Annotated in this window: 17 protein-coding genes; 7 read left to right on the top strand and 10 right to left on the bottom strand. The window is 65.4% G+C overall.

Annotated elements, in window-relative coordinates:
• Positions 1–22: 22 nt before the first annotated feature.
• Positions 23–430 (bottom strand): (R)-mandelonitrile lyase, encoded by a 408-nt coding sequence (locus ACQR07_RS03080; RefSeq protein WP_008965351.1) that lies wholly within the window; start codon positions 428–430, stop codon positions 23–25.
• Between the two features lie 48 nt (positions 431–478).
• Complete coding sequence (locus ACQR07_RS03075; RefSeq protein ID WP_257164758.1) at positions 479–1,177, bottom strand: ribonuclease activity regulator RraA; 699 nt, start codon at positions 1,175–1,177, stop codon at positions 479–481.
• A 248-nt stretch (positions 1,178–1,425) separates the two neighbouring features.
• On the opposite strand from ACQR07_RS03075, the gene pxpB reads away from it, so the two are divergent.
• The 3 genes from pxpB to ACQR07_RS03060 are packed head-to-tail and all read left to right on the top strand — an operon-like array spanning position 1,426 to position 3,996.
• Positions 1,426–2,157: a 5-oxoprolinase subunit PxpB gene (gene pxpB / locus ACQR07_RS03070; protein WP_434900869.1), complete on the top strand. Its 732-nt coding sequence runs from the start codon at positions 1,426–1,428 to the stop codon at positions 2,155–2,157.
• Complete coding sequence (locus ACQR07_RS03065; protein WP_434900868.1) at positions 2,154–3,188, top strand: biotin-dependent carboxyltransferase family protein; 1,035 nt, start codon at positions 2,154–2,156, stop codon at positions 3,186–3,188. Before pxpB ends, ACQR07_RS03065 begins: the two co-directional genes overlap by 4 nt.
• Positions 3,189–3,222: 34 nt before the next feature.
• Positions 3,223–3,996, top strand: coding sequence for a LamB/YcsF family protein (locus ACQR07_RS03060; RefSeq protein WP_434900867.1), 774 nt, complete (start codon positions 3,223–3,225; stop codon positions 3,994–3,996).
• Positions 3,997–4,012: 16 nt separating this feature from the next.
• On the opposite strand, the gene ACQR07_RS03055 is transcribed toward ACQR07_RS03060, so the two are convergent.
• The 6 genes from ACQR07_RS03055 to ACQR07_RS03030 all read right to left on the bottom strand — a co-directional run bounded on the left by ACQR07_RS03055 (position 4,013) and on the right by ACQR07_RS03030 (position 10,598).
• Positions 4,013–4,159, bottom strand: coding sequence for a hypothetical protein (locus ACQR07_RS03055; RefSeq protein ID WP_434900866.1), 147 nt, complete (start codon positions 4,157–4,159; stop codon positions 4,013–4,015).
• A 174-nt stretch (positions 4,160–4,333) separates the two neighbouring features.
• Positions 4,334–5,938, bottom strand: coding sequence for a sulfite reductase subunit alpha (locus ACQR07_RS03050; RefSeq protein ID WP_434900865.1), 1,605 nt, complete (start codon positions 5,936–5,938; stop codon positions 4,334–4,336).
• Positions 5,935–7,725 carry a NirA family protein gene (locus tag ACQR07_RS03045; RefSeq protein ID WP_434900864.1) on the bottom strand — a complete coding sequence of 597 codons (1,791 nt, stop codon included), beginning with the start codon at positions 7,723–7,725 and terminating at the stop codon, positions 5,935–5,937. Before ACQR07_RS03045 ends, ACQR07_RS03050 begins: the two co-directional genes overlap by 4 nt.
• 343 nt (positions 7,726–8,068) lie before the next feature.
• Positions 8,069–9,223 (bottom strand): CmpA/NrtA family ABC transporter substrate-binding protein, encoded by a 1,155-nt coding sequence (locus ACQR07_RS03040; RefSeq protein ID WP_434900863.1) that lies wholly within the window; start codon positions 9,221–9,223, stop codon positions 8,069–8,071.
• Positions 9,220–9,810, bottom strand: coding sequence for an ANTAR domain-containing response regulator (locus ACQR07_RS03035; RefSeq protein WP_008965342.1), 591 nt, complete (start codon positions 9,808–9,810; stop codon positions 9,220–9,222). Before ACQR07_RS03035 ends, ACQR07_RS03040 begins: the two co-directional genes overlap by 4 nt.
• A gap of 224 nt (positions 9,811–10,034) precedes the next feature.
• The gene (locus ACQR07_RS03030) at positions 10,035–10,598 is read right to left on the bottom strand and encodes a hypothetical protein (protein ID WP_434900862.1); all 564 of its coding nucleotides are present in this window, start codon (positions 10,596–10,598) and stop codon (positions 10,035–10,037) included.
• A 260-nt stretch (positions 10,599–10,858) separates the two neighbouring features.
• Between ACQR07_RS03030 and rimO the strand changes: the two genes are divergently transcribed.
• Entirely contained in the window at positions 10,859–12,178 is a 1,320-nt protein-coding gene (gene rimO, locus ACQR07_RS03025) for a 30S ribosomal protein S12 methylthiotransferase RimO (RefSeq protein WP_434900861.1), read from the top strand.
• Positions 12,179–12,230: 52 nt separating this feature from the next.
• On the opposite strand, the gene ACQR07_RS03020 is transcribed toward rimO, so the two are convergent.
• A complete protein-coding gene (locus tag ACQR07_RS03020; protein WP_434900860.1) occupies positions 12,231–13,358 on the bottom strand; it encodes a DUF2336 domain-containing protein in 1,128 nt (375 codons plus the stop codon).
• Between the two features lie 414 nt (positions 13,359–13,772).
• On the opposite strand from ACQR07_RS03020, the gene ACQR07_RS03015 reads away from it, so the two are divergent.
• From ACQR07_RS03015 to ACQR07_RS03005, 3 genes are all read left to right on the top strand, one after another.
• Positions 13,773–14,969: an acetylornithine transaminase gene (locus ACQR07_RS03015; protein ID WP_434900859.1), complete on the top strand. Its 1,197-nt coding sequence runs from the start codon at positions 13,773–13,775 to the stop codon at positions 14,967–14,969.
• A 241-nt stretch (positions 14,970–15,210) separates the two neighbouring features.
• A complete protein-coding gene (locus ACQR07_RS03010) occupies positions 15,211–15,558 on the top strand; it encodes a hypothetical protein (protein WP_434900858.1) in 348 nt (115 codons plus the stop codon).
• A 118-nt stretch (positions 15,559–15,676) separates the two neighbouring features.
• The gene (locus ACQR07_RS03005; RefSeq protein ID WP_434900857.1) at positions 15,677–16,429 is read left to right on the top strand and encodes a YkgJ family cysteine cluster protein; all 753 of its coding nucleotides are present in this window, start codon (positions 15,677–15,679) and stop codon (positions 16,427–16,429) included.
• Positions 16,430–16,448: 19 nt separating this feature from the next.
• Here ACQR07_RS03005 and ACQR07_RS03000 read toward each other — a convergent pair whose 3' ends face one another.
• On the bottom strand, positions 16,449–17,423 hold the full coding sequence (locus ACQR07_RS03000) for a quinone oxidoreductase family protein (protein ID WP_434900856.1): 975 nt from the start codon (positions 17,421–17,423) through the stop codon (positions 16,449–16,451).
• Between the last annotated feature and the right edge of the window lie 92 nt (positions 17,424–17,515).

The following is a 17,515-nucleotide window of genomic DNA, read 5'->3' as shown; positions in this document are numbered from 1 at the left end:
CCGACATCTTGTTAGTCCCGCATCAGCCGACGGGCGTCGCGTATTCCTCGTCGGTGACGTGCTCCATCCAGGTGACGTGCTCGCCATTGAGCGATTCATGCATCGCGACATGGACCATGCCGGTGGTCGGCGCGGCGCCATGCCAGTGCTTCTCGCCCGGCGGGATCCAGACGACGTCGCCCGCCTTGATCTCGCGCACCGGTCCGCCCTTGGCCTGCACGCGGCCGACGCCCTGGATGACGTAGAGCGTCTGTCCGAGCGGATGGGTATGCCATGCGGTGCGCGCGCCCGGCTCGAACGCCACGCGGGCGGAGGCGACGCGGGCCGGCGCCTGCGGCGTGATGATCGGGTCCTGCCACACCGTGCCCGTGAAGCTTTCGGCCGCCGCGCGGCGCGTGGGGCGGGAGCCCGCGAGATAAACGTCCACCATGATCGTGCCTTTCCTGAAACTCTGCCGTCGATCGATCGTCGCCGCGACCTACTTCTTCGACGCGGCGTAGCGCGCCTTGGTCTCGGCGTTCATGGGATACAGGCCCGGCAGCACCGCGCCCTTGTTGACCTCGTCGACGATCCAGGCCTCCATGCGTTCCTGCTCGGGGCCCTCGGCGAGCACGTGATCGAGCATCGCCTGCGGGATCAGCACCGCGCCGTCCTGGTCGGCGACGATCACGTCGTTCGGGAACACGGCGACGCCGCCGCAGCCGATCGCCTCGCCCCAGCCGACGAAGGTCAGACCCGCGACCGACGGCGGCGCCGCATAGCCGTCGCACCACACGGGAAGTCCGGTGCCGAGCACGCCTTCGAGGTCGCGCACGACGCCGTCGGTGATCAGCGCGGTCACGCCGCGCTTGACCATGCGGGCGCAGAGAATGTCGCCGAAGATGCCGGCGTCCTTGACGCCCATGGCGTCGACGACCGCGATGCAGCCCTCGGGCATGGCCTCGATCGCGGTGCGGGTCGAGATCGGCGACGACCAGGATTCAGGCGTCGCCAGATCCTCGCGCGCCGGCACGAAGCGGAGCGTGAAGGCGGGACCGACCAGCCGCTTCTGTCCCGGGCGCAGCGGCTTCGCGCCGCGCAGCCAGACGTTGCGCAACCCCTTCTTCAGCAGGACCGTCGTGATGGTCGCGGTGGTGACCTGGGACAGGGTGGCGATGGCTTCGGGCGTGAGGGACATTGTGAGACTAGTGCTCCAAACGGGCTGGCGGAAAAAAGCAGGCGCATCTTGCGAGCGGCGGTCGTGCCGTCAAGGGCCAGCGAGGTGCACACCGCGCATGCGGGGTTGCGGGAGGCCCGATAAAGTCTCCTTATCGCAAGACATCCGATTAATTTATTGAATTTTCGAGACTTTTTGCCTTTGACCCAATTCCACTCCCGACCGAAACGAGCTAGATCAGGGACCATCAACGCGGACTCTTCGGACTCATGGCCGACCTTTTTCCACCCCCTCGCCTGCTGCCCAGTGGCGACAGCGCCGTCACCGTCGAGTTCAGCCGGACCATCGACGAGACCGCCAACCGCCGCGTCCTGGCCCTCGATCACGCGCTGGCTGCGGCAGCGATCGATGGCGTCACCGAGACGGTGCCGACCTATCGCTCGCTGCTGGTGCACTACGATCCCGGCGTGATCGATCACGCGGCGCTCAGCAGCCGCTTGCTCGCGCTGTCGGCCGGCTCGCTGGCGCCGGAGACCGACATCAGGCGCTGGCGGGTTCCGGTCTGCTATGGCGGCGAGAACGGCATCGATCTCGAGGACGTCGCCAAGGCGCTGAGCCTGACGCCCGACGAAGTCGTCGCCCGCCACGTCGCCGGGACCTATCGCGTTGCGATGATCGGCTTCACGCCCGGCTGGTCCTATCTGTCGGGCCTCGACCCGTCGCTGCAGATGTCGCGCCGGCAGAACCCGCGACTGGCGACGCCGGCCGGCATCATCGCCATCGGCGGCATCCAGACCGGCATTCAATGTCTTGCCGGTCCGTGCGGCTGGCACCTCTTGGGCCGGACCGCTATGCGGACGTTCCAGCTGCACCGCGAGCCGACGTTTCTGCTCGAGCCCGGTGACGAGGTCAGGTTCACCGCGGTCGACGTGAAGACCTTTGCCGAGCAGGAGCGCGCCGCCGAAGCAGGCGAGCTGATCGCGGAACGGATCGCGGCATGAGCACGCTGGTTGTCACCCAGATCGGCCCGGCGAGCTCCGTCCAGGATGGCGGCCGCTTCGGCGCGCAGCGCTACGGGCTGACGCCGTCGGGGGCGATGGACAAGCTGTCGCTGGCGGCAGCGAACAGCCTGGTCGGCAATGAGCCGATGGCGGCCGCGATCGAGATCGGCCCGTTTGGCGCGACGTTCAGCGCAAAGGGCGGCGCTGTGCGCGTCGCGTTGTCAGGCGCGCCGCGCCCCGCCGAAGTGGCGAAGCGGCAGATCGAGATGAATACGTCGGTGACGTTGAACGGGGGCGAAAAGCTCACGCTCGGTTTTGCGCGCGGTGGCTCGTTCAGCTATCTCGCGATCGCAGGCGGCATTGCCGGCGAGCCGATGTTCAACAGCCTCTCCGTCAACGCGCGCGCGGGACTTGGCAGCCCCTACCCCCGGCCGCTGCAATCCGGCGATGTGTTCGATGTCGCACCCGCCAGCCCAACGCCGGAGATGCAGATCGAACTGCCGAAGGCCAGCGGCGCGATCCGCGTGGTGATGGGACCGCAGGACGACGAGTTCAGCGACGAGATGAAGGCGCTGTTCCTCGGCAGCGACTGGATGGTGTCGGCGACCAGCGATCGCATGGGCTATCGCCTGGAGGGCCCCGTCATCCGTCATTTGCATGGCCACAACATCGTCTCTGATGGCACCGTCGAGGGCAGCATCCAGGTGCCCGGCAATGGTTCACCGATCGTGCTGATGTCGGACCGCGGCACCAGCGGTGGATATCCGAAGATCGCGACCGTGATATCAGCCGATTATGGTCGTCTGGCGCAGACGCCGGCCGGCACGCCGTTCCGCTTCAGGGCGGTGACGATGGCCGAGGCGCAGGCGGAGTTGCGCCGCTTCAGGGATCTGCTGCGCAGCCTGCCCGGCCGCGTCACCGAACGCGCAAGCAGTGAGTTCAACACTGACGCGCTGTTCACGGCCAACGTCGCCGGCCATGCCGTGAGCGCAACCGACGTCGCGACCTGGCCTGGAGTGACGCCTGATTAGCGATTGCATCTCATCAACGAGCGGACTTTATCACATGACCAGCACCGTCGACCTGAACTGCGACCTCGGAGAAAGCTTTGGCCCGTGGGAAATGGGCAATGACGCTGCGATGATCGAGCTGGCGACGTCCGTGAACGTCGCGTGCGGCTTTCATGCCGGCGATGCCGACATCATGCGAAAGACGGTCGAGATGGCCAAGGCCAGGGGCGTCAGCATCGGCGCGCATCCCGGCTATCGCGACCTGCACGGCTTCGGCCGGCGTCCGGTGCCGGGGCTGAAATCCTCGGAGATCGAGAACCTCGTCGCCTACCAGATCGGCGCGCTGCAGGCGATCGCGACGGCGGCGGGACACAAGGTCACGCACGTGAAGGCGCATGGCGCGCTGTCCAACGTTGCCTGCGAGGACGACATGACGGCCAACGCGATCGCCAAGGCGATCAAGGCGGTCGATCCCAGCCTGATCTTCGTCGTGCTCGCCAATTCGAAGCTGGTGACGGCTGGTGAGAGGGCGAACCTGTCGATGGCGCACGAGGTGTTCGCCGATCGCGCCTACGACGACAACGGCCTCCTGGTGTCGCGCAGCAAGCCCGGCGCGGTGCTGCATGATCCCCGGGTAATTGCCGATCGCGTCGCCCGCATGGTGCAGGATGGCGCGGTGATCTCGGTGACGGGCAAGGTCATGAAGATGCGCACCGACACCGTCTGCATTCACGGCGACACGGCCGGCGCCGTGGAGATCGCGCGCGAGGTGCGCAAGGCGCTCGATGCGGCGGGGATCAAGGTGGCGCCGTTCAAGACGGCGCCGTGATCGAAAAGGAATTTGATCAGAACGGATGGGTGAAGGGCATGCCCAGCGTGATCGCAGCAATCAGGGCCACGGCGCCGTAGAAGGCGACCAGCGCTGCAGTGGTGCTCCGCTCGCGCATGGCGCGAGCCTGAGGCATCGGGCGCAGGTGTGTGATCGTCTGCATCGGCGGTCTCCTGAAGTTCCAGCCACGAGAGAAATGCGTTCTCGGGGCCGGGCGCAAGGCAACCGGCGAAATAACGACAAGCCCCCTGCCCGGGGTCCGCTTGGAACCATAAAATTCTCAGCCGTGGTTCCGGCCGAGAATTTTATCCGCGGGGTTCCAGCCCGATTCGCTTGGTTAATAGACGTCGAGCTGGAACCGGCCCTTCTTCTTGAGGTCGGCGACGAAGCTGACGGCCTCGTCGGTGGAGCGGGCGCCGAACTGGGCGACGATGTCGACGAGCGCGCGCTCGACGTCCTTGGCCATGCGCTTGGCATCGCCGCAGATGTAGAGATGGGCGCCATCGGCGAGCCAGGTCCACACCTCGCGGCCGACCTCGCGCATGCGGTCCTGGACGTAGAACTTCTTGTCGCCGTCCCGCGACCACGCCAGCGACAGCCGCGTGAGCTGCCCGGCCGTCTTCATCGCGTTGAGCTCGTCGGCGTAGAAGAAATCGCAGTCGCTGCGCTGGTGGCCGAAGAACAGCCAGTTCTTGCCCGGCGCGCCGGTCGCCTTGCGATCGAGCAGGAAGGCGCGGAACGGCGCGATGCCGGTTCCCGGGCCAACCATGATGATCGGCGTCTTCGGATCGGCCGGCAGCGCGAAGCCGTGCGCCTTCTGCACGTAGACGCGCAGCTTGTCGCCGGGATTGATGCGCTCGGCCAGGAAGGTCGATGCAAGGCCGAGCCGCTTGCGCTTGCCGATGACGTAGCGGACGCAATCGACGGTCAGCGAGAGTTTGCCCGGCGTTGCGTTGTGCGACGAGGAGATCGAATACAGCCGCGGCTGCAGCGGCTCCAGCGCTTCGACGAAGGCCTCGGGGTGCGGCCGCACGCCGGAGAACTTCTGGAGCACGGCCATCACGTCGAGCGTCGCCGCATCGCCATCGGGATCCTCGCCCTGTGCCAGCCGCCGCGCCTTCTCGCGGGTGGCGCCGCCGGTGATGAAGGAGATCAGCTCGAACAGCGAGTCCGGCGCCGGCGACAGCGAGACGTCCTCGAGCAGGCATTGCCGCAGCGGCTTGCCGTTCACCTCGGTCATGTGCGAGGCGCCGAGCAGCGCGATGATCTGGTCGACGAGACCGAGGTCGTTCTTGGCGAAGATGCCGAAGGAATCGCCCACCACATAATCGAGCCCGGCCTCGCCGAGATCGAACTCGATGTGCCAGGTCTCCTTCTCCGAACCTTGCTTGTTGAGCAGGCGCCGCGACAGGAACGTCGCCTCGACCGGATTGTCACGCGAGCGCCCCGCCTCGTTGACGACGACCGACACCTTCGCGGGCACTGCTGCCGACGCGGCGGGCTTTGTCACTGGCGCCTTGTCGATCTCCTCGTACAGTGCCTTCAGCATCCGCGCGGTTTCCTTGCCGCCGGGGACGCACAGGTTCAGCCGGGCTTCGCTGCGATCGGCGATCGCATCCGAATAGTCGCTGCAATTGTAGCCGCACTGGCCGCAATCCTGCTGCGCCATCGCGGCCATCATGCGCCTGCGCAGCGGACGCCCGTCGGCGAGCTTCATGCGGTCGGCGATCGGCATCGTCTGGTCGTGCCAGGGCGCCTCGCCATCATCGCCATTGCCGGCGGGCGCGAGCACGGCGCCGTTCTGCGCCGGCGACAACGCCGTCGTCCCGTCGAGGCCAAGGGCGCCGGCGAGGAAGCCGTTGAGCCAGGAACGCTGCGCCTCGGAGAACGGCGCGGTCGGCGGGATGATCTCGATCTTCGACATGGGCGTGATCTGGTTCATGCTGACACCTCGGACGAGGTCTGGGCTTCGGCAAGCTGGCGCAGCGCTTCGCCATCGTGGCGGCGGGCGAAGGCGAGGAAGGTCTCCTCGGGCGAGGCGCGATGGGCGAGATAGGCCTTGAGCAGCTTCTCGACGGTCCGCGGGGCATCCGCCGCCTTGAGGTCGCGATAGACCTCGCGGCCGATATCGGCCTGCGGTCCGAAGCCGCCGCCGGCGAACAGATGATAGCCCTCGACAGTGTCGTCGCCGTCGCCGACCGGCACCTTGGCCCCGATCATGCCGATGTCGCTGATGTAGTGCTGCGCGCAGGAGTGATGACAGCCGGTGAGATGGATGTTGAGCGGCGTGTCGACATCCACCCTGCTCTCGCACCAGTCGCCGATCTCGGCGGCATGCTTCTTTGTGTTCGATGCCGCGAATTTGCAGCCTGCATTGCCGGTGCAGGCGATCAATCCGGCGCGAATGGGCGACGCCTTGGTCGACAGCCCGGCCCGCTCGATTGCCGCGCAGGCCAATGCGATGTTGTCGTCGTTCACGCCCGACAGCAGCAGGTTCTGCCAGACCGTGAGCCGGATCTCGCCATCGCCGAGATCTGCCGCGATCTTCGCCAGCGCGCGCATCTGGTCGGTCGTCAGCTTGCCGAGCGGCAGCACCACGCCGATCCAGTTCAGCCCCTGCTGCTTCTGCTGATGCACGCCGATATGCGCCATGCGATCGGATTCCGGGCGCGGCTTCAGCGCCTCGTCCGGCACGCGCGTGAGCTTGCGTCCAAGCTTCGCCTCGACGGCCTCCATGAACTTGTCGTGGCCCATGCTGTCCAGCACGTATTTGAGCCGCGCCTTCAGGCGATTGGTGCGGTCGCCGGTCTCGATGAACAGCCGCACGATGGCGTCGGCGACCTCGGTCGCACGCTCCGGCTCGACGATGATGCCGGTCGGCTTGGCAAAATCCTTGTGGCCGGTGATGCCGCCGAGGCCGAGCCTGAACCAGACGCCCGGCGCAGCGCCAAAGCCGTCCTTCACCTCGACGGCGGAGAACGCGATGTCGTTGGTGTCTTCCAGCGCAGCGATGCGGCCGGCGCCGTCGAACGCGACGTTGAACTTGCGCGGCAGCCCATACAGCGAGCGGTTGTTGAGGATGTGGAAGTGCCATTCGCGCGCATAGGGCCGCGTATCGAGCAGCTCCTGCGGGTCGATGCCGGCCGTCGGCGTTCCCGTCACGTTGCGAATGTTGTCGGCACCGGAGCCGCGCGCGGTGAGGCCGAGATCGGAGAGCCCCTCCAGCAGCATGACCGCGTGCTTGGGCGGAATCTCGCGCAGCTGCAGATTGGCGCGCGTCGTGACGTGGCTATAGGGACCGCACAGCTGATCGGCGAGATCGGCGAGACCCGCGAGCTGCCAGTGCTTCATGATCCCGTTCGGAATCCGCAGCCGGCTCATGTAGGAATCCTGCGCCGGCGCGACGTGGAACAGGCCGTAATAGCGCCAGCGGAAATTGTCGGCCGCCGACGGCGCGGCGTTGCTGCGGGCCTGGTCCTTCAGCTTCTCATAGGCATCGAACGGATGCAGTTCGCGCTTGACCTTCTCCTGGTCGGCGAGCTTGCGCCCGGATGCAAGAACCTTGTCCTGGGCCTTGATGTGGATGGCGTCGGGCCCGGTCGGCTCTGCAGCCGTCGCAGCCGCAGCCGGAGCACGGCCGCCCAGACTGACTTTGAGGCCAACGGCCAGTCCTTCGAGGTAGCGCTTCTGCTCGTCGTTGAAGTCGACTGACACGGGTTCGATTTTCATGATGGCGGACGAAGCTCCAGCGGCCACGGCGATCGGCTTTGAGGATGGGATGAGGACCGCCTCGTCCGAACGCCCGGCTCGGGCGTGTTCAGATCAGCGGTCCGATCAGCTTCGTTGCTGCGGAAATCCGGCAAGGATTGCAGTCAGCGGCATCTGTGGCGGCCGACTGCACTGCAACATTCAAGTTGCGTGCCAGACCCAAAGCCCAGGAAATGTGAGGAAAAACAGCGCTCTGCCCGAATCGCCGAGCGCGCCAATGCAGGCCGAAGCCCCGAAAAGCGGGCATGCCGCCCAAATATTGGTCGGCAGAGTTGGATGCCCGAATTCTGATCGTCGCGGTGGATCAGGCCTTCCAGCGGCCGATCTTGAAGGCCTTGAGATGGCCCAGCACGTCGTCAGCCGCGAATGGCGGACCGGCAAACGCGCCAATGGCGCTGTCCTGCGCGGGCCCGGCCGTTCCGAGCGCCGCGTCGTACATATCCGGCCGGAAGACGCCCATGGCCGTCTCCAGCGCCTCGCCGCTGAGCGGTGTCTGGCCCCAACGCACCATTTGGGCATACAGCCAAGCGGCCTGGATCTTCTCCGGCCGAACCGCCCCCTCACGGCCGACAAGCAGGTAGCGCGAGCTTTCCCGGATGGTACCGTCCGGCGAGATCTTCAGCCGACCGTCCAGGGTGCGCTGGAGCACCTCCGCATCGACCCCGATCCTCTCTGGCTGAGCCAGGATGCGCGCCGCCTCTTCGCGGTTCTGCTCGATGAAGTCAGCCGCGCGCGCGCACGCGCGAACCAGCGCCGTCAATGCGTCCGGATGCTTGTCAGCCCAGCTCTGCCGGACGGCGAGCACCTTCTCCGCCGCCCGCACCAGCACATCCGAAACGAAATGCAGGATGTGCCCGATGCCAAGATCGACCGCGATCGAATTCCAGGGCGCGCCGACGCAGAAGGCATCGACATGACCATTGGCGATGCTGTCGACCATGTAGGGCGGCGGCAGCACCACCAGCCGGACGTCCTCGTCGGGATCGACGCCACCCGCCGCCATCCAGAAGCGAAGCTGATAGTTATGGGTCGAGAACGGAAACGTCATGCCGAAGGTGAGCGGCTCGGCGCCCGCCTTGCGCCGCTCGGCGACCACGCGCGCCAGGGCGAGCGCCGTCGCCATCGGGTCGAAGCGGTCGCCGTCGAGATTCGCCATGATCGCGGCGTGCAACGACGGCGTCACCGTGATGGCGTTGCCGTTCACGCCAAGGGCGAACGGCGCCACGATCGGGACCTTGACGTGACCGATGCCGAGGCTGGAGGCGATGGCGACGGGAGCGAGCAGATGGGCCGCGTCGAACAGTCCGATATTGAGCTTGTCGCGCACATTGGACCAGGAGACCTCGCGCACCAGCGTGACATCGAGACCTTCCGCCGCGGTGTATCTCTTGTCGACGGCGACGATGAGGGCCGCAGCATCGACCAGCGGAATGAAGCCAATGCGAAGCGGCCCGGTCATTTCAGCATCTCCGAGGCGGTCAGGATCGATTGCGCGATCTCGCCGATCTTTTTCTTCTCGCGCATCGCCGTGGAGCGCAGCAGGACGTAGGCTTCCTCTTCGGTGAAGCCCTTCATCTTCATCAGAATGCCCTTGGCCCGGTCGATGACCTTGCGATCCTCCAGCGCCGACTTGGTGCGCTCGAGTTCATCCTGCAGTTTCGAGAACGCATTGAAGCGCGAGATGCAGAGGTCGAGAATCGGCTTGATCCGCTCCTTCTTGAGACCATCGACGATGTAGGCGGAGACGCCGGCCTCGACGGAAGCCTGGATCGAGGCAGCGTCGCTCTGGTCCACGAACATCGCGATCGGCCGGCGGACGGCGCGGCTGACCTGGAACATCTGCTCGAGCACGTCGCGGCTGGGGTTTTCCAGGTCGATGACGATGACGTCGGGGTCCAGGGCATATATGCGCGCCAGCAGTCCCTGCATCTCGCTGACATGCACCACGCCGGTAAATCCCGCCTCCCGCAGGCCCTCTTCCAGAATGGCTGCGCGGATCGGGCTCTCGTCAACGATTACGATTTTAGGCGACTGCTCGGCGCTCATCGATCACCAGGGGATCCGGGCGGTCATCCATAGCATGGACGCGGCCGCCTTGAAGCCTTGTCTTTCTGAGTATTTCGGACTAGCTGACGCCTCGCCCATCAGTCAGTTCCAAGATGCAGCAGGGTTCCGCGTCCCAGATCAGCCTTGTTTCGATCGCTTGCGGCTGAGACAACGAATGGATGCTTTCGACCGGAGTTCCCGGCATGTCCGCCCGGAGCCGGTGGTCACGGAATCAGCGCGCGAGCGATCATCTTGTCGAGAAGTGGCACTGCAGCCAGCACCGCCGTCTCGTTGAGGCCGGAGATCACCAGCTGCACGACGTAGGAGTTGCCGTCCTTGTCGAGATCAGCGTAATGCGCGATGACTTCGATCGGCTGGTCCTTCAGAGACGGATTGTCGTAGCGGTTGATGATGACCTTCGGGTTGATCGAGGGAAGCGCCGTGATCTTGGCATTCGCGTCGGATGTCGCCGTCCAATTCCGATCGCTGCCTGCGACCCATTGAGCCAATCCGGTCCGATCCTTGTTGTAGCTGCCTCGGGCATAGATGATGGCCTCGGCTTTGCCGAATTTCTTACCGACAGGCACGAACATCGAGGCGCCGTATTTGAGGCTCGCGGCCTCGTTCCTCACCCACCCATCAGGGGCATCCACGCGGGGCCTGAATTCCGGACACATGCCTAGTTTGCCATCGCAGACATGGATGATCTTGTCGACTTCAGCTCGCACCGGAAACGTCGCGCCACAGGAAACGATGACGAAGGCCATGCCGAGGATGAAGCGGCGCATCGCTGTTGAGCTCCGTTGAATCAAGCAAGAAACAGAATAACAACCAAAACGCGCACGTTCGAGCCATTCGGCTCGATTGGAACGAGCTCCGGCATCAAGAGCCCCTCAGTCCGTCCATACCTCCCGGATATGGCCGATCGCCTCACCCTCCAGGAGCCTGCTTTAATATCGCACCGCTCACGTTCGTTATTGAATTTCTTCATCGGATCAATTAGTTGGGGTGCCATATCCGAACAATTCAACAGGTCCCGGGCGAGCACATGGAAAGAGCGCCGCGCATTTCTTTTACCAGCCTCGGTTGTCCGAAGGCGCTGGTCGATTCCGAGCGCATCATCACGCGGTTGCGCGCCGAGGGCTACGAGCTTGCCCGCAAGCATGACGGCGCCGACATCGTGATCGTCAATACCTGCGGCTTCCTCGACAGCGCAAAGCAGGAATCGCTGTCCGCCATCGGCTCGGCCATGGCCGAGAACGGCAAGGTCATCGTCACCGGCTGCATGGGCGCCGAGCCGGAGCAGATCGAACAGGCCTATCCCGGCGTGCTGTCGATCACCGGGCCGCAGCAATACGAGAGCGTGCTGGACGCCGTTCACCGGGCGCTACCGCCCGTGCACAACCCGCATCTCGACCTGGTTCCCCCGCAGGGCGTCAAGCTGACGCCCCGCCACTACGCCTATCTGAAGATTTCCGAGGGCTGCAACAACCGCTGCACGTTCTGCATCATTCCGAAGCTGCGCGGCGATCTGGTGTCGCGTACGGCGGCGGACGTCCTGCGCGAGGCCGAGCGCCTGGTCGAGGCGGGCGTCAAGGAACTGCTGGTGATTTCGCAGGACACCTCCGCCTATGGCCTCGACCTGAAATATGCCGAGAGCCAATGGAAGGACCGCAGCGTCCGGGCACGCTTCCTCGATCTGGCCCGCGAGCTCGGCGATCTCGGAGCCTGGGTGCGGCTGCATTACGTCTACCCCTACCCGCATGTCGACGAGGTCATCGGGCTGATGGCGGAGGGCAAGGTGCTCCCCTATCTCGACATCCCCTTCCAGCATGCCAGCCCCAACGTCCTGAAGGCGATGAGGCGGCCTGCGGCACAGGACCGGACGCTGGACCGGATCAAGAGCTGGCGGGCCGCCTGCCCCGATCTCGCTTTGCGCTCGACCTTCATCGTCGGCTTTCCCGGCGAGACCGACGCGGATTTCGCCTATCTGCTGGATTGGCTGGAGGAGGCCGAGATCGATCGGCTCGGCTGCTTCAAGTATGAGCCCGTCGCTGGCGCGACGTCGAATGCGCTGCCCGATCAGGTCGCCGCCGAGATCAAGCAGGAGCGCTGGAACGCATTGATGGCGCGGCAGCAGAAGATCTCCGCCCGCAGGCTGAAGCGGAAGGTCGGAACACGCCAGCAAATCATCATCGACGAGGTCGGCCCGACCGTAGCCAAGGGCAGGTCCAAGGCCGACGCCCCCGAGATCGACGGCGCGGTCTATCTATCGAGCCGGAGGCCGCTCCGCATCGGCGAGATCGTCACGGCCAAGATCGAACGGGCTGACGAATACGACCTGCACGGCACGGTCGCCGGGTTCTGATCCGGCCAAGCAGCTGCCAACGGCCGGCGCCGAACAGGCGTGCGCCGGCTGCTCAATGGGATTTGGAAGGCGCTGCGGCCCTGACGCTCCACAGCTTGAGCAGGCGCTGCGCCTCGTCCAATGTCAGCGCGAGGTATTTCGTCTTCAGCTTGATCAGTTCGTCGGGCTTCGTCTGGCCGGAGACGAACCGGCTGTCGAGGATCGTCGCGACCGTGTTCCAGCTCAGCCCCGCGGCCTTGCAGGGCACCAGAATGCCGTCGCTGCGCAGGCTCTGCATCAACGGACGCACCAGCTCGACACTGCATTTCGCGAGCTCTGCGATGGCCGCGATCGTTTCCGTATAGCGGCGCTGCCGGGCAAAGTCCTGCAGCATCGCCTCGTCGAGCTTGCCGGTCTGCTTCAACTGCCCGACGGTCAGCTTGGCGCTGCCGAAATCGCGACAGCGCGACATGTCCTGCTCAGCGACGGCCGCCGCCGCCGAAATGGCGCTGCGTATTTCCTCGTAGAGATGCGGCGGCGCGGACGCGAGCAGCCGCGCCCTGACGGCTTCGGTGGCCTGCAGCAGCAAAGTCCTGCGCAGCGTGGACGGCAGATCGGCGCGAATACCGGTGGCGATGGCGAGTTCCGGGTCGCCCGTCGCCTGCGCCAGAACGATCGCGAAGCCGGCCGCAGAAATTCGCGCCCCCGGATTCTTCATCAGCTTCCGGCTGACACTCGGAAAACGCCGGACCAGAAGCGCGTCGGTGACGATCTCCTGCAGCCACCAGCGGCCGGCGATGGCTACGAGATGCTTCTCGCCCCTCGTATTCGCAATCTCGACCAGATCCTCGGGGGTGAGCCGCGGCGATTCCGACAGTACCGGCCCGGCCACTGCGATGTCGCTATGAAGCGCGAGCCGCCGGATCACGGCCAGCGGGGCCTGCGGCACGGGCGCAAGCTGCACACTCAGCTCAGCCAGCGCGATCCGCGCCCCGACGTCGGCCAGTGCCCGTAGCTCGATGGTATTCACGAGGCGTTCGAAGACGTCGGAAAACAGCGCGTGCTGCTCGACGTCGAGGCTCCCGGCCGAGGCGATGAACAGCGACGCGACCCGCTCGGCAACGCCGGAGCAGCGTTCGGCTGAGCCGGTGGCAATCGCCGCCTGCACTTCATCGGCGATCGTGAGATGGGGCTTCGACATCGCTCGTCCTGAGCGTTGCATGGCAACAAAGAGGCACCGTAAGCGAAGTCGCTAAATGTTTGGTAAAATTGAAACTAAGCGTCCGAGCTGTCATCCAGGCCGGGCGCCTATCGCACGCCGGCGCTCCGTTCTCACAAGATGATTTGCCTCCCTCCGTGGCGGCCTGCGAGGCCTTCGGCTTGACAGCGGTCGCGCTTTACCTGTATGGGCCGCCGCATGATCTCCAACCGGACCAACCGCCGCGCCGCCGTTTGCCGTCGTCACCGCCGTGACGATGCCGGGGCGCGCCATGTCCGAAGACGTTGCTGATCGACTAACTCATCAGCTCCCGGTTTTCGAGAAGGCCGCTCCCGCAAAGGAGCGGCCTTCTCGCTTTTGGCCCGTCGTTTCCCCCAGCGCATAGGAGACTTGAACATGCTGACCGCTCCCCATCCGTATGATGCCCTGATGGAGATCACGGCGCGCCCGCGCACCGTCTTCGTGCAGGGCAAGGGCTCGTGGCTGTGGGACGACAGCGGCAAGCGCTACCTGGATTTCATCCAGGGCTGGGCGGTGAACGCGCTCGGCCATGCGCCGCCGGAGCTCGCCAAGGCGCTGGCCGAGCAGGCGACGCGCCTGATCACACCGAGCCCGGCCTACTTCAACGATACCAGCCTGAAGCTGGCGAAGGCGCTGGTCGACCACTCCTGTTTCGATCAGGTGTTCTTCACCAATTCGGGCGCGGAGGCCAATGAGGGCGCCATCAAGCTCGCGCGCAAATACGGCGCCAAGCGCAAGAACGGTGCCTACGAGATCATCACCTTCGAAGGCGGATTTCATGGACGCACGCTCGCGACGATGTCGGCGTCGGGCAAGAAGGCGTTCGAGCCGCTGTTCGAGCCGAAGGTGAGCGGCTTTCCGAAGGCGCGCCTGAACGACATCGCCTCGGTCGAGGCCCTCGTCTCCGACAACACCGTGGCCGTCATGCTGGAGCCGATCCAGGGCGAGGCCGGCGTTTGGCCTGCGACGACGGAATTCCTGCAACAACTACGGAATTTGACGAACCAACATGGGCTGCTGCTCATCGTCGACGAAATCCAGACCGGCATGGGCCGCACCGGAAAACTGTTCGGCTACGAGCACGCCGACGTCGTCCCGGATATCATGACCCTGGGCAAGGGCATCGGCGGCGGCGTGCCGCTCGCGGCCCTGCTGGCGACGAACGAGGCCTCATGCTTCGAGCATGGCGATCAGGGCGGCACCTTCAACGGCAATCCGCTGATGTGCGCCGCCGGGCTTGCCGTGCTCGATGTGATCGAAAAGCCGGAGTTCCTGAAGTCGGTCGCCGACAACGGCATCTATCTCGAGAGCGAGCTGCAGCGCATCTCCGCGCGGCATGGGCTCGGCGGCGTGCGTGGCCGCGGCCTGCTGCTCGCGCTCGACGTCGTCAGGCCGATCGCGCCATCGATCGTAGCTCATGCTTTCGAACGTGGCCTGCTGCTGAATGCGCCGCGACCGGATACGCTGCGCTTCATGCCGGCGCTCAACGTCACCCGGGACGAGATCACTGCGATGATCGACCAGTTGGACGACCTCCTGACCAAGGCCGGCGCGGCACGCTGCGTCGCGTAGCCGGGTGCGTCGCCGAGGCGCAGGGTGCCAAATCGCATCCTGTGTCTCGGCTGCTCGTTTGGGAGGCAAGCTGCTAACAAGTTCGCCTTCGAGATGAACGCCCATTTGATTTCCATCAAGGACGATCAGGTTCGCCAACGACGATGTTGTCGGGGCCAAACACCTGCGATCCGATGCATGATGTTATATCTCACTGGATATAGCGTCGTACGGGATGTGATCAGCTCGTCAGGGACGAGGCTTGCCGGACCAAGCTGATGATCATCCCGCCGACAACGACGTCGGCACGCAAGAAGGAGATGCAAGTATGGCGAGAGACAATCTGGCTCGGGTGCTGCCCGTCGAGGACACGCGCAGCCACATCGCCCCCGCTGCCGCCACCCAAGAAGTGTTGATCCACGTCCGCTTCTTCCCAAACTCCGACATCAACACGATCGGCGAGAAGCCTGCCAGCCTCACCGCCAACGAGTGGTATGAGCGGCTCCTGGACATCGCCCGTCCGCATTACCAGACCTTCGCGGGCGGCCGCGGTTTCTTCCGCATTCCCCGCCCCTGCTTCGAGGCGATCCTGAAGGACGTCGCGGCCTGATCGGGCTCTCTCCGAGTGAGGCGGTGAGCGTCCTCTCTGCCTCATTCCTGTCGACCGCGGTGCGCCGGGTGCGCCGCGGTCGCTGGCGTTTCATCGTCACGCATGGTGGAGGATGGGGATGAGCGACGCGGCCTTTCATGGACTGCAGCGCATTTTTAGCGCGCTCGTCGTCTCGACCCCGGCCGCATCGAACCTGGTGAACGTACTGGCCGATCGCGCTTTCGATCTGTTCGAGGCGAATATCGATGCGCAGACGGCGCATCTGCCGGCGCTCGCTTGCGCAAAGGGCTGTCCGTCGTGCTGCGCACTGCGGGTCACCGCAACGGCCCCCGAGATCTTTCTGCTGGCACGCTACATCCGCCAGATCGACGAACGCATGTCAGCGACGGCGCTCGGCTCGCTGTCGCGGCGCGTCGAGCTCGCCAACCGCTTGACGCGCGGCCTGGGCGAGACGGAGCGGATGGCGCTGCGCCAGCCCTGCCCGTTCGTGGTCCGCGGTGGCTGCATCATTCACCCGGTGCGTCCGCTCGCCTGCCGCGGTCACGCCTCGTTCGACCGGCGCGCCTGCGCACAGGCGATGGCCGGACGGGATGTCGAGGTGCCAGTATCGGCTCCGCACGTCGCGCTGCGCAGCCTGGTGCAGGATTCGCTACGCGCGGCGCTGGACGCCGCCGAACTCGCCTCGGATCTCTACGAGCTGAACCAGGGCCTTGCCCTGGCGCTCGATGATGCCGAGCGCGAAAACGCCTGGCGTCGTGGAGAAGACAGTCTCGCCCCAGCGCGGATCGCGCCCGCCACGGCGGCACAGACGGATCAGGTGTTGTGGAGCCGTGCCGCCGGTCCTGAAGCCGCTGTCAGGGACGAAGCCTAGAGCGCGTCGCGTCGGCGGCTCACGGCTTCAGGATCGAGGCGCCGGTCGTGGCGCGGCTCTCCAGGTCGGCATGCGCCCGTCCGGCATCCTTCAACGCATAGGCGTGATTGATCGGGACGTGCAGCTTGCCGCTGATGACCGCGGAGAACAGCGTATCCGCACCTTCCAGCAGCTCCGAGCGCTTGCCGATATAGTCGTTGAGCTTCGGCCGGGTCGCGAACAACGAGCCATGGCTGTTCAGCTCGGCGATCGAGAACGGCGGCACCGGTCCCGAGGCGTTGCCGAAGCTGACGAACAGGCCGCGGGGCTTCAGGCAGGACAGCGATCCCGGAAAGGTCGACTTGCCGACGCCGTCATAGACGACGTCGCACAGCTCGCCGCGACTGATCTGCTTCACCCGGCCGACGAAGTCCTCCTCGTTGTAGAGGATCACATGATCGCAGCCATTGGCCAGCGCCAGGTCGGCCTTGGCCTTCGACCCGACGGTGCCGATGACATGCGCCCCGAGCGCGCGCGCCCATTGGCAGGCGAGCAGGCCGATGCCGCCGGCCGCGGCATGGATCAGCACGCGGTGGTGCGGCTCGACCTTGAAGGTCTTGTGCAGCAGATACCAGACCGTCAGGCCCTTGAGCATCAGCACCGCACCCTGCTCGTAGGTGATGTGGTCCGGCAGCTTCACCAGGCGCTGCCAGCCGATGTTGCGCTCCGTGGCATAGCCGCCGAGATTCTCGTAATAGGCGACGCGGTCGCCGGGATGGAAATTCGTCACGCCCGGACCGACGGCGATGACCTCGCCCGCCGCCTCGTTGCCGGCGACGAACGGCAGGCCGGGCGCCTTGTAAAGACCGGTGCGATAATACACGTCGATGAAGTTCAGCCCGATCGCATGCTGGCGGATGCGGACCTCGCCGGGACCGGGCGCGGCAAGATCGATCGGCTCATAGACGAGGGCCTCCGGGCCTCCCACCTTGTGCACGCGCACCGCCTTGGCCATTCCGCGATCTCCCTTTCGGATTCGCTTGCGGCCGCAATTGACAAGCTGGCGCAAGAATTTCCGACAATTACCTGATTCTCAGCCGATATTCG

It is taken from the genome of Bradyrhizobium sp. HKCCYLS20291, assembly GCF_051167715.1.
GTDB lineage: Bacteria > Pseudomonadota > Alphaproteobacteria > Rhizobiales > Xanthobacteraceae > Bradyrhizobium.
Note: the sequence above shows the minus strand (reverse complement) of the source record. Positions and strands in the feature narration are given on the sequence as shown.

Excerpts from the sequence above, each read along its gene's own strand:
- ACQR07_RS03080 (WP_008965351.1), bottom strand. The coding sequence starts at position 430 with ATGGTGGACGTTTATCTCGCGGGCTCCCGCCCCACGCGCCGCGCGGCG.
- ACQR07_RS03075 (WP_257164758.1), bottom strand. The coding sequence starts at position 1,177 with ATGTCCCTCACGCCCGAAGCCATCGCCACCCTGTCCCAGGTCACCACC.
- pxpB (WP_434900869.1), top strand. The coding sequence starts at position 1,426 with ATGGCCGACCTTTTTCCACCCCCTCGCCTGCTGCCCAGTGGCGACAGC.
- ACQR07_RS03065 (WP_434900868.1), top strand. The coding sequence starts at position 2,154 with ATGAGCACGCTGGTTGTCACCCAGATCGGCCCGGCGAGCTCCGTCCAG.
- ACQR07_RS03060 (WP_434900867.1), top strand. The coding sequence starts at position 3,223 with ATGACCAGCACCGTCGACCTGAACTGCGACCTCGGAGAAAGCTTTGGC.
- ACQR07_RS03055 (WP_434900866.1), bottom strand. The coding sequence starts at position 4,159 with ATGCAGACGATCACACACCTGCGCCCGATGCCTCAGGCTCGCGCCATG.
- ACQR07_RS03050 (WP_434900865.1), bottom strand. The coding sequence starts at position 5,938 with ATGAACCAGATCACGCCCATGTCGAAGATCGAGATCATCCCGCCGACC.
- ACQR07_RS03045 (WP_434900864.1), bottom strand. The coding sequence starts at position 7,725 with ATGAAAATCGAACCCGTGTCAGTCGACTTCAACGACGAGCAGAAGCGC.
- ACQR07_RS03040 (WP_434900863.1), bottom strand. The coding sequence starts at position 9,223 with ATGACCGGGCCGCTTCGCATTGGCTTCATTCCGCTGGTCGATGCTGCG.
- ACQR07_RS03035 (WP_008965342.1), bottom strand. The coding sequence starts at position 9,810 with ATGAGCGCCGAGCAGTCGCCTAAAATCGTAATCGTTGACGAGAGCCCG.
- ACQR07_RS03030 (WP_434900862.1), bottom strand. The coding sequence starts at position 10,598 with ATGCGCCGCTTCATCCTCGGCATGGCCTTCGTCATCGTTTCCTGTGGC.
- rimO (WP_434900861.1), top strand. The coding sequence starts at position 10,859 with ATGGAAAGAGCGCCGCGCATTTCTTTTACCAGCCTCGGTTGTCCGAAG.
- ACQR07_RS03020 (WP_434900860.1), bottom strand. The coding sequence starts at position 13,358 with ATGTCGAAGCCCCATCTCACGATCGCCGATGAAGTGCAGGCGGCGATT.
- ACQR07_RS03015 (WP_434900859.1), top strand. The coding sequence starts at position 13,773 with ATGCTGACCGCTCCCCATCCGTATGATGCCCTGATGGAGATCACGGCG.
- ACQR07_RS03005 (WP_434900857.1), top strand. The coding sequence starts at position 15,677 with ATGAGCGACGCGGCCTTTCATGGACTGCAGCGCATTTTTAGCGCGCTC.
- ACQR07_RS03000 (WP_434900856.1), bottom strand. The coding sequence starts at position 17,423 with ATGGCCAAGGCGGTGCGCGTGCACAAGGTGGGAGGCCCGGAGGCCCTC.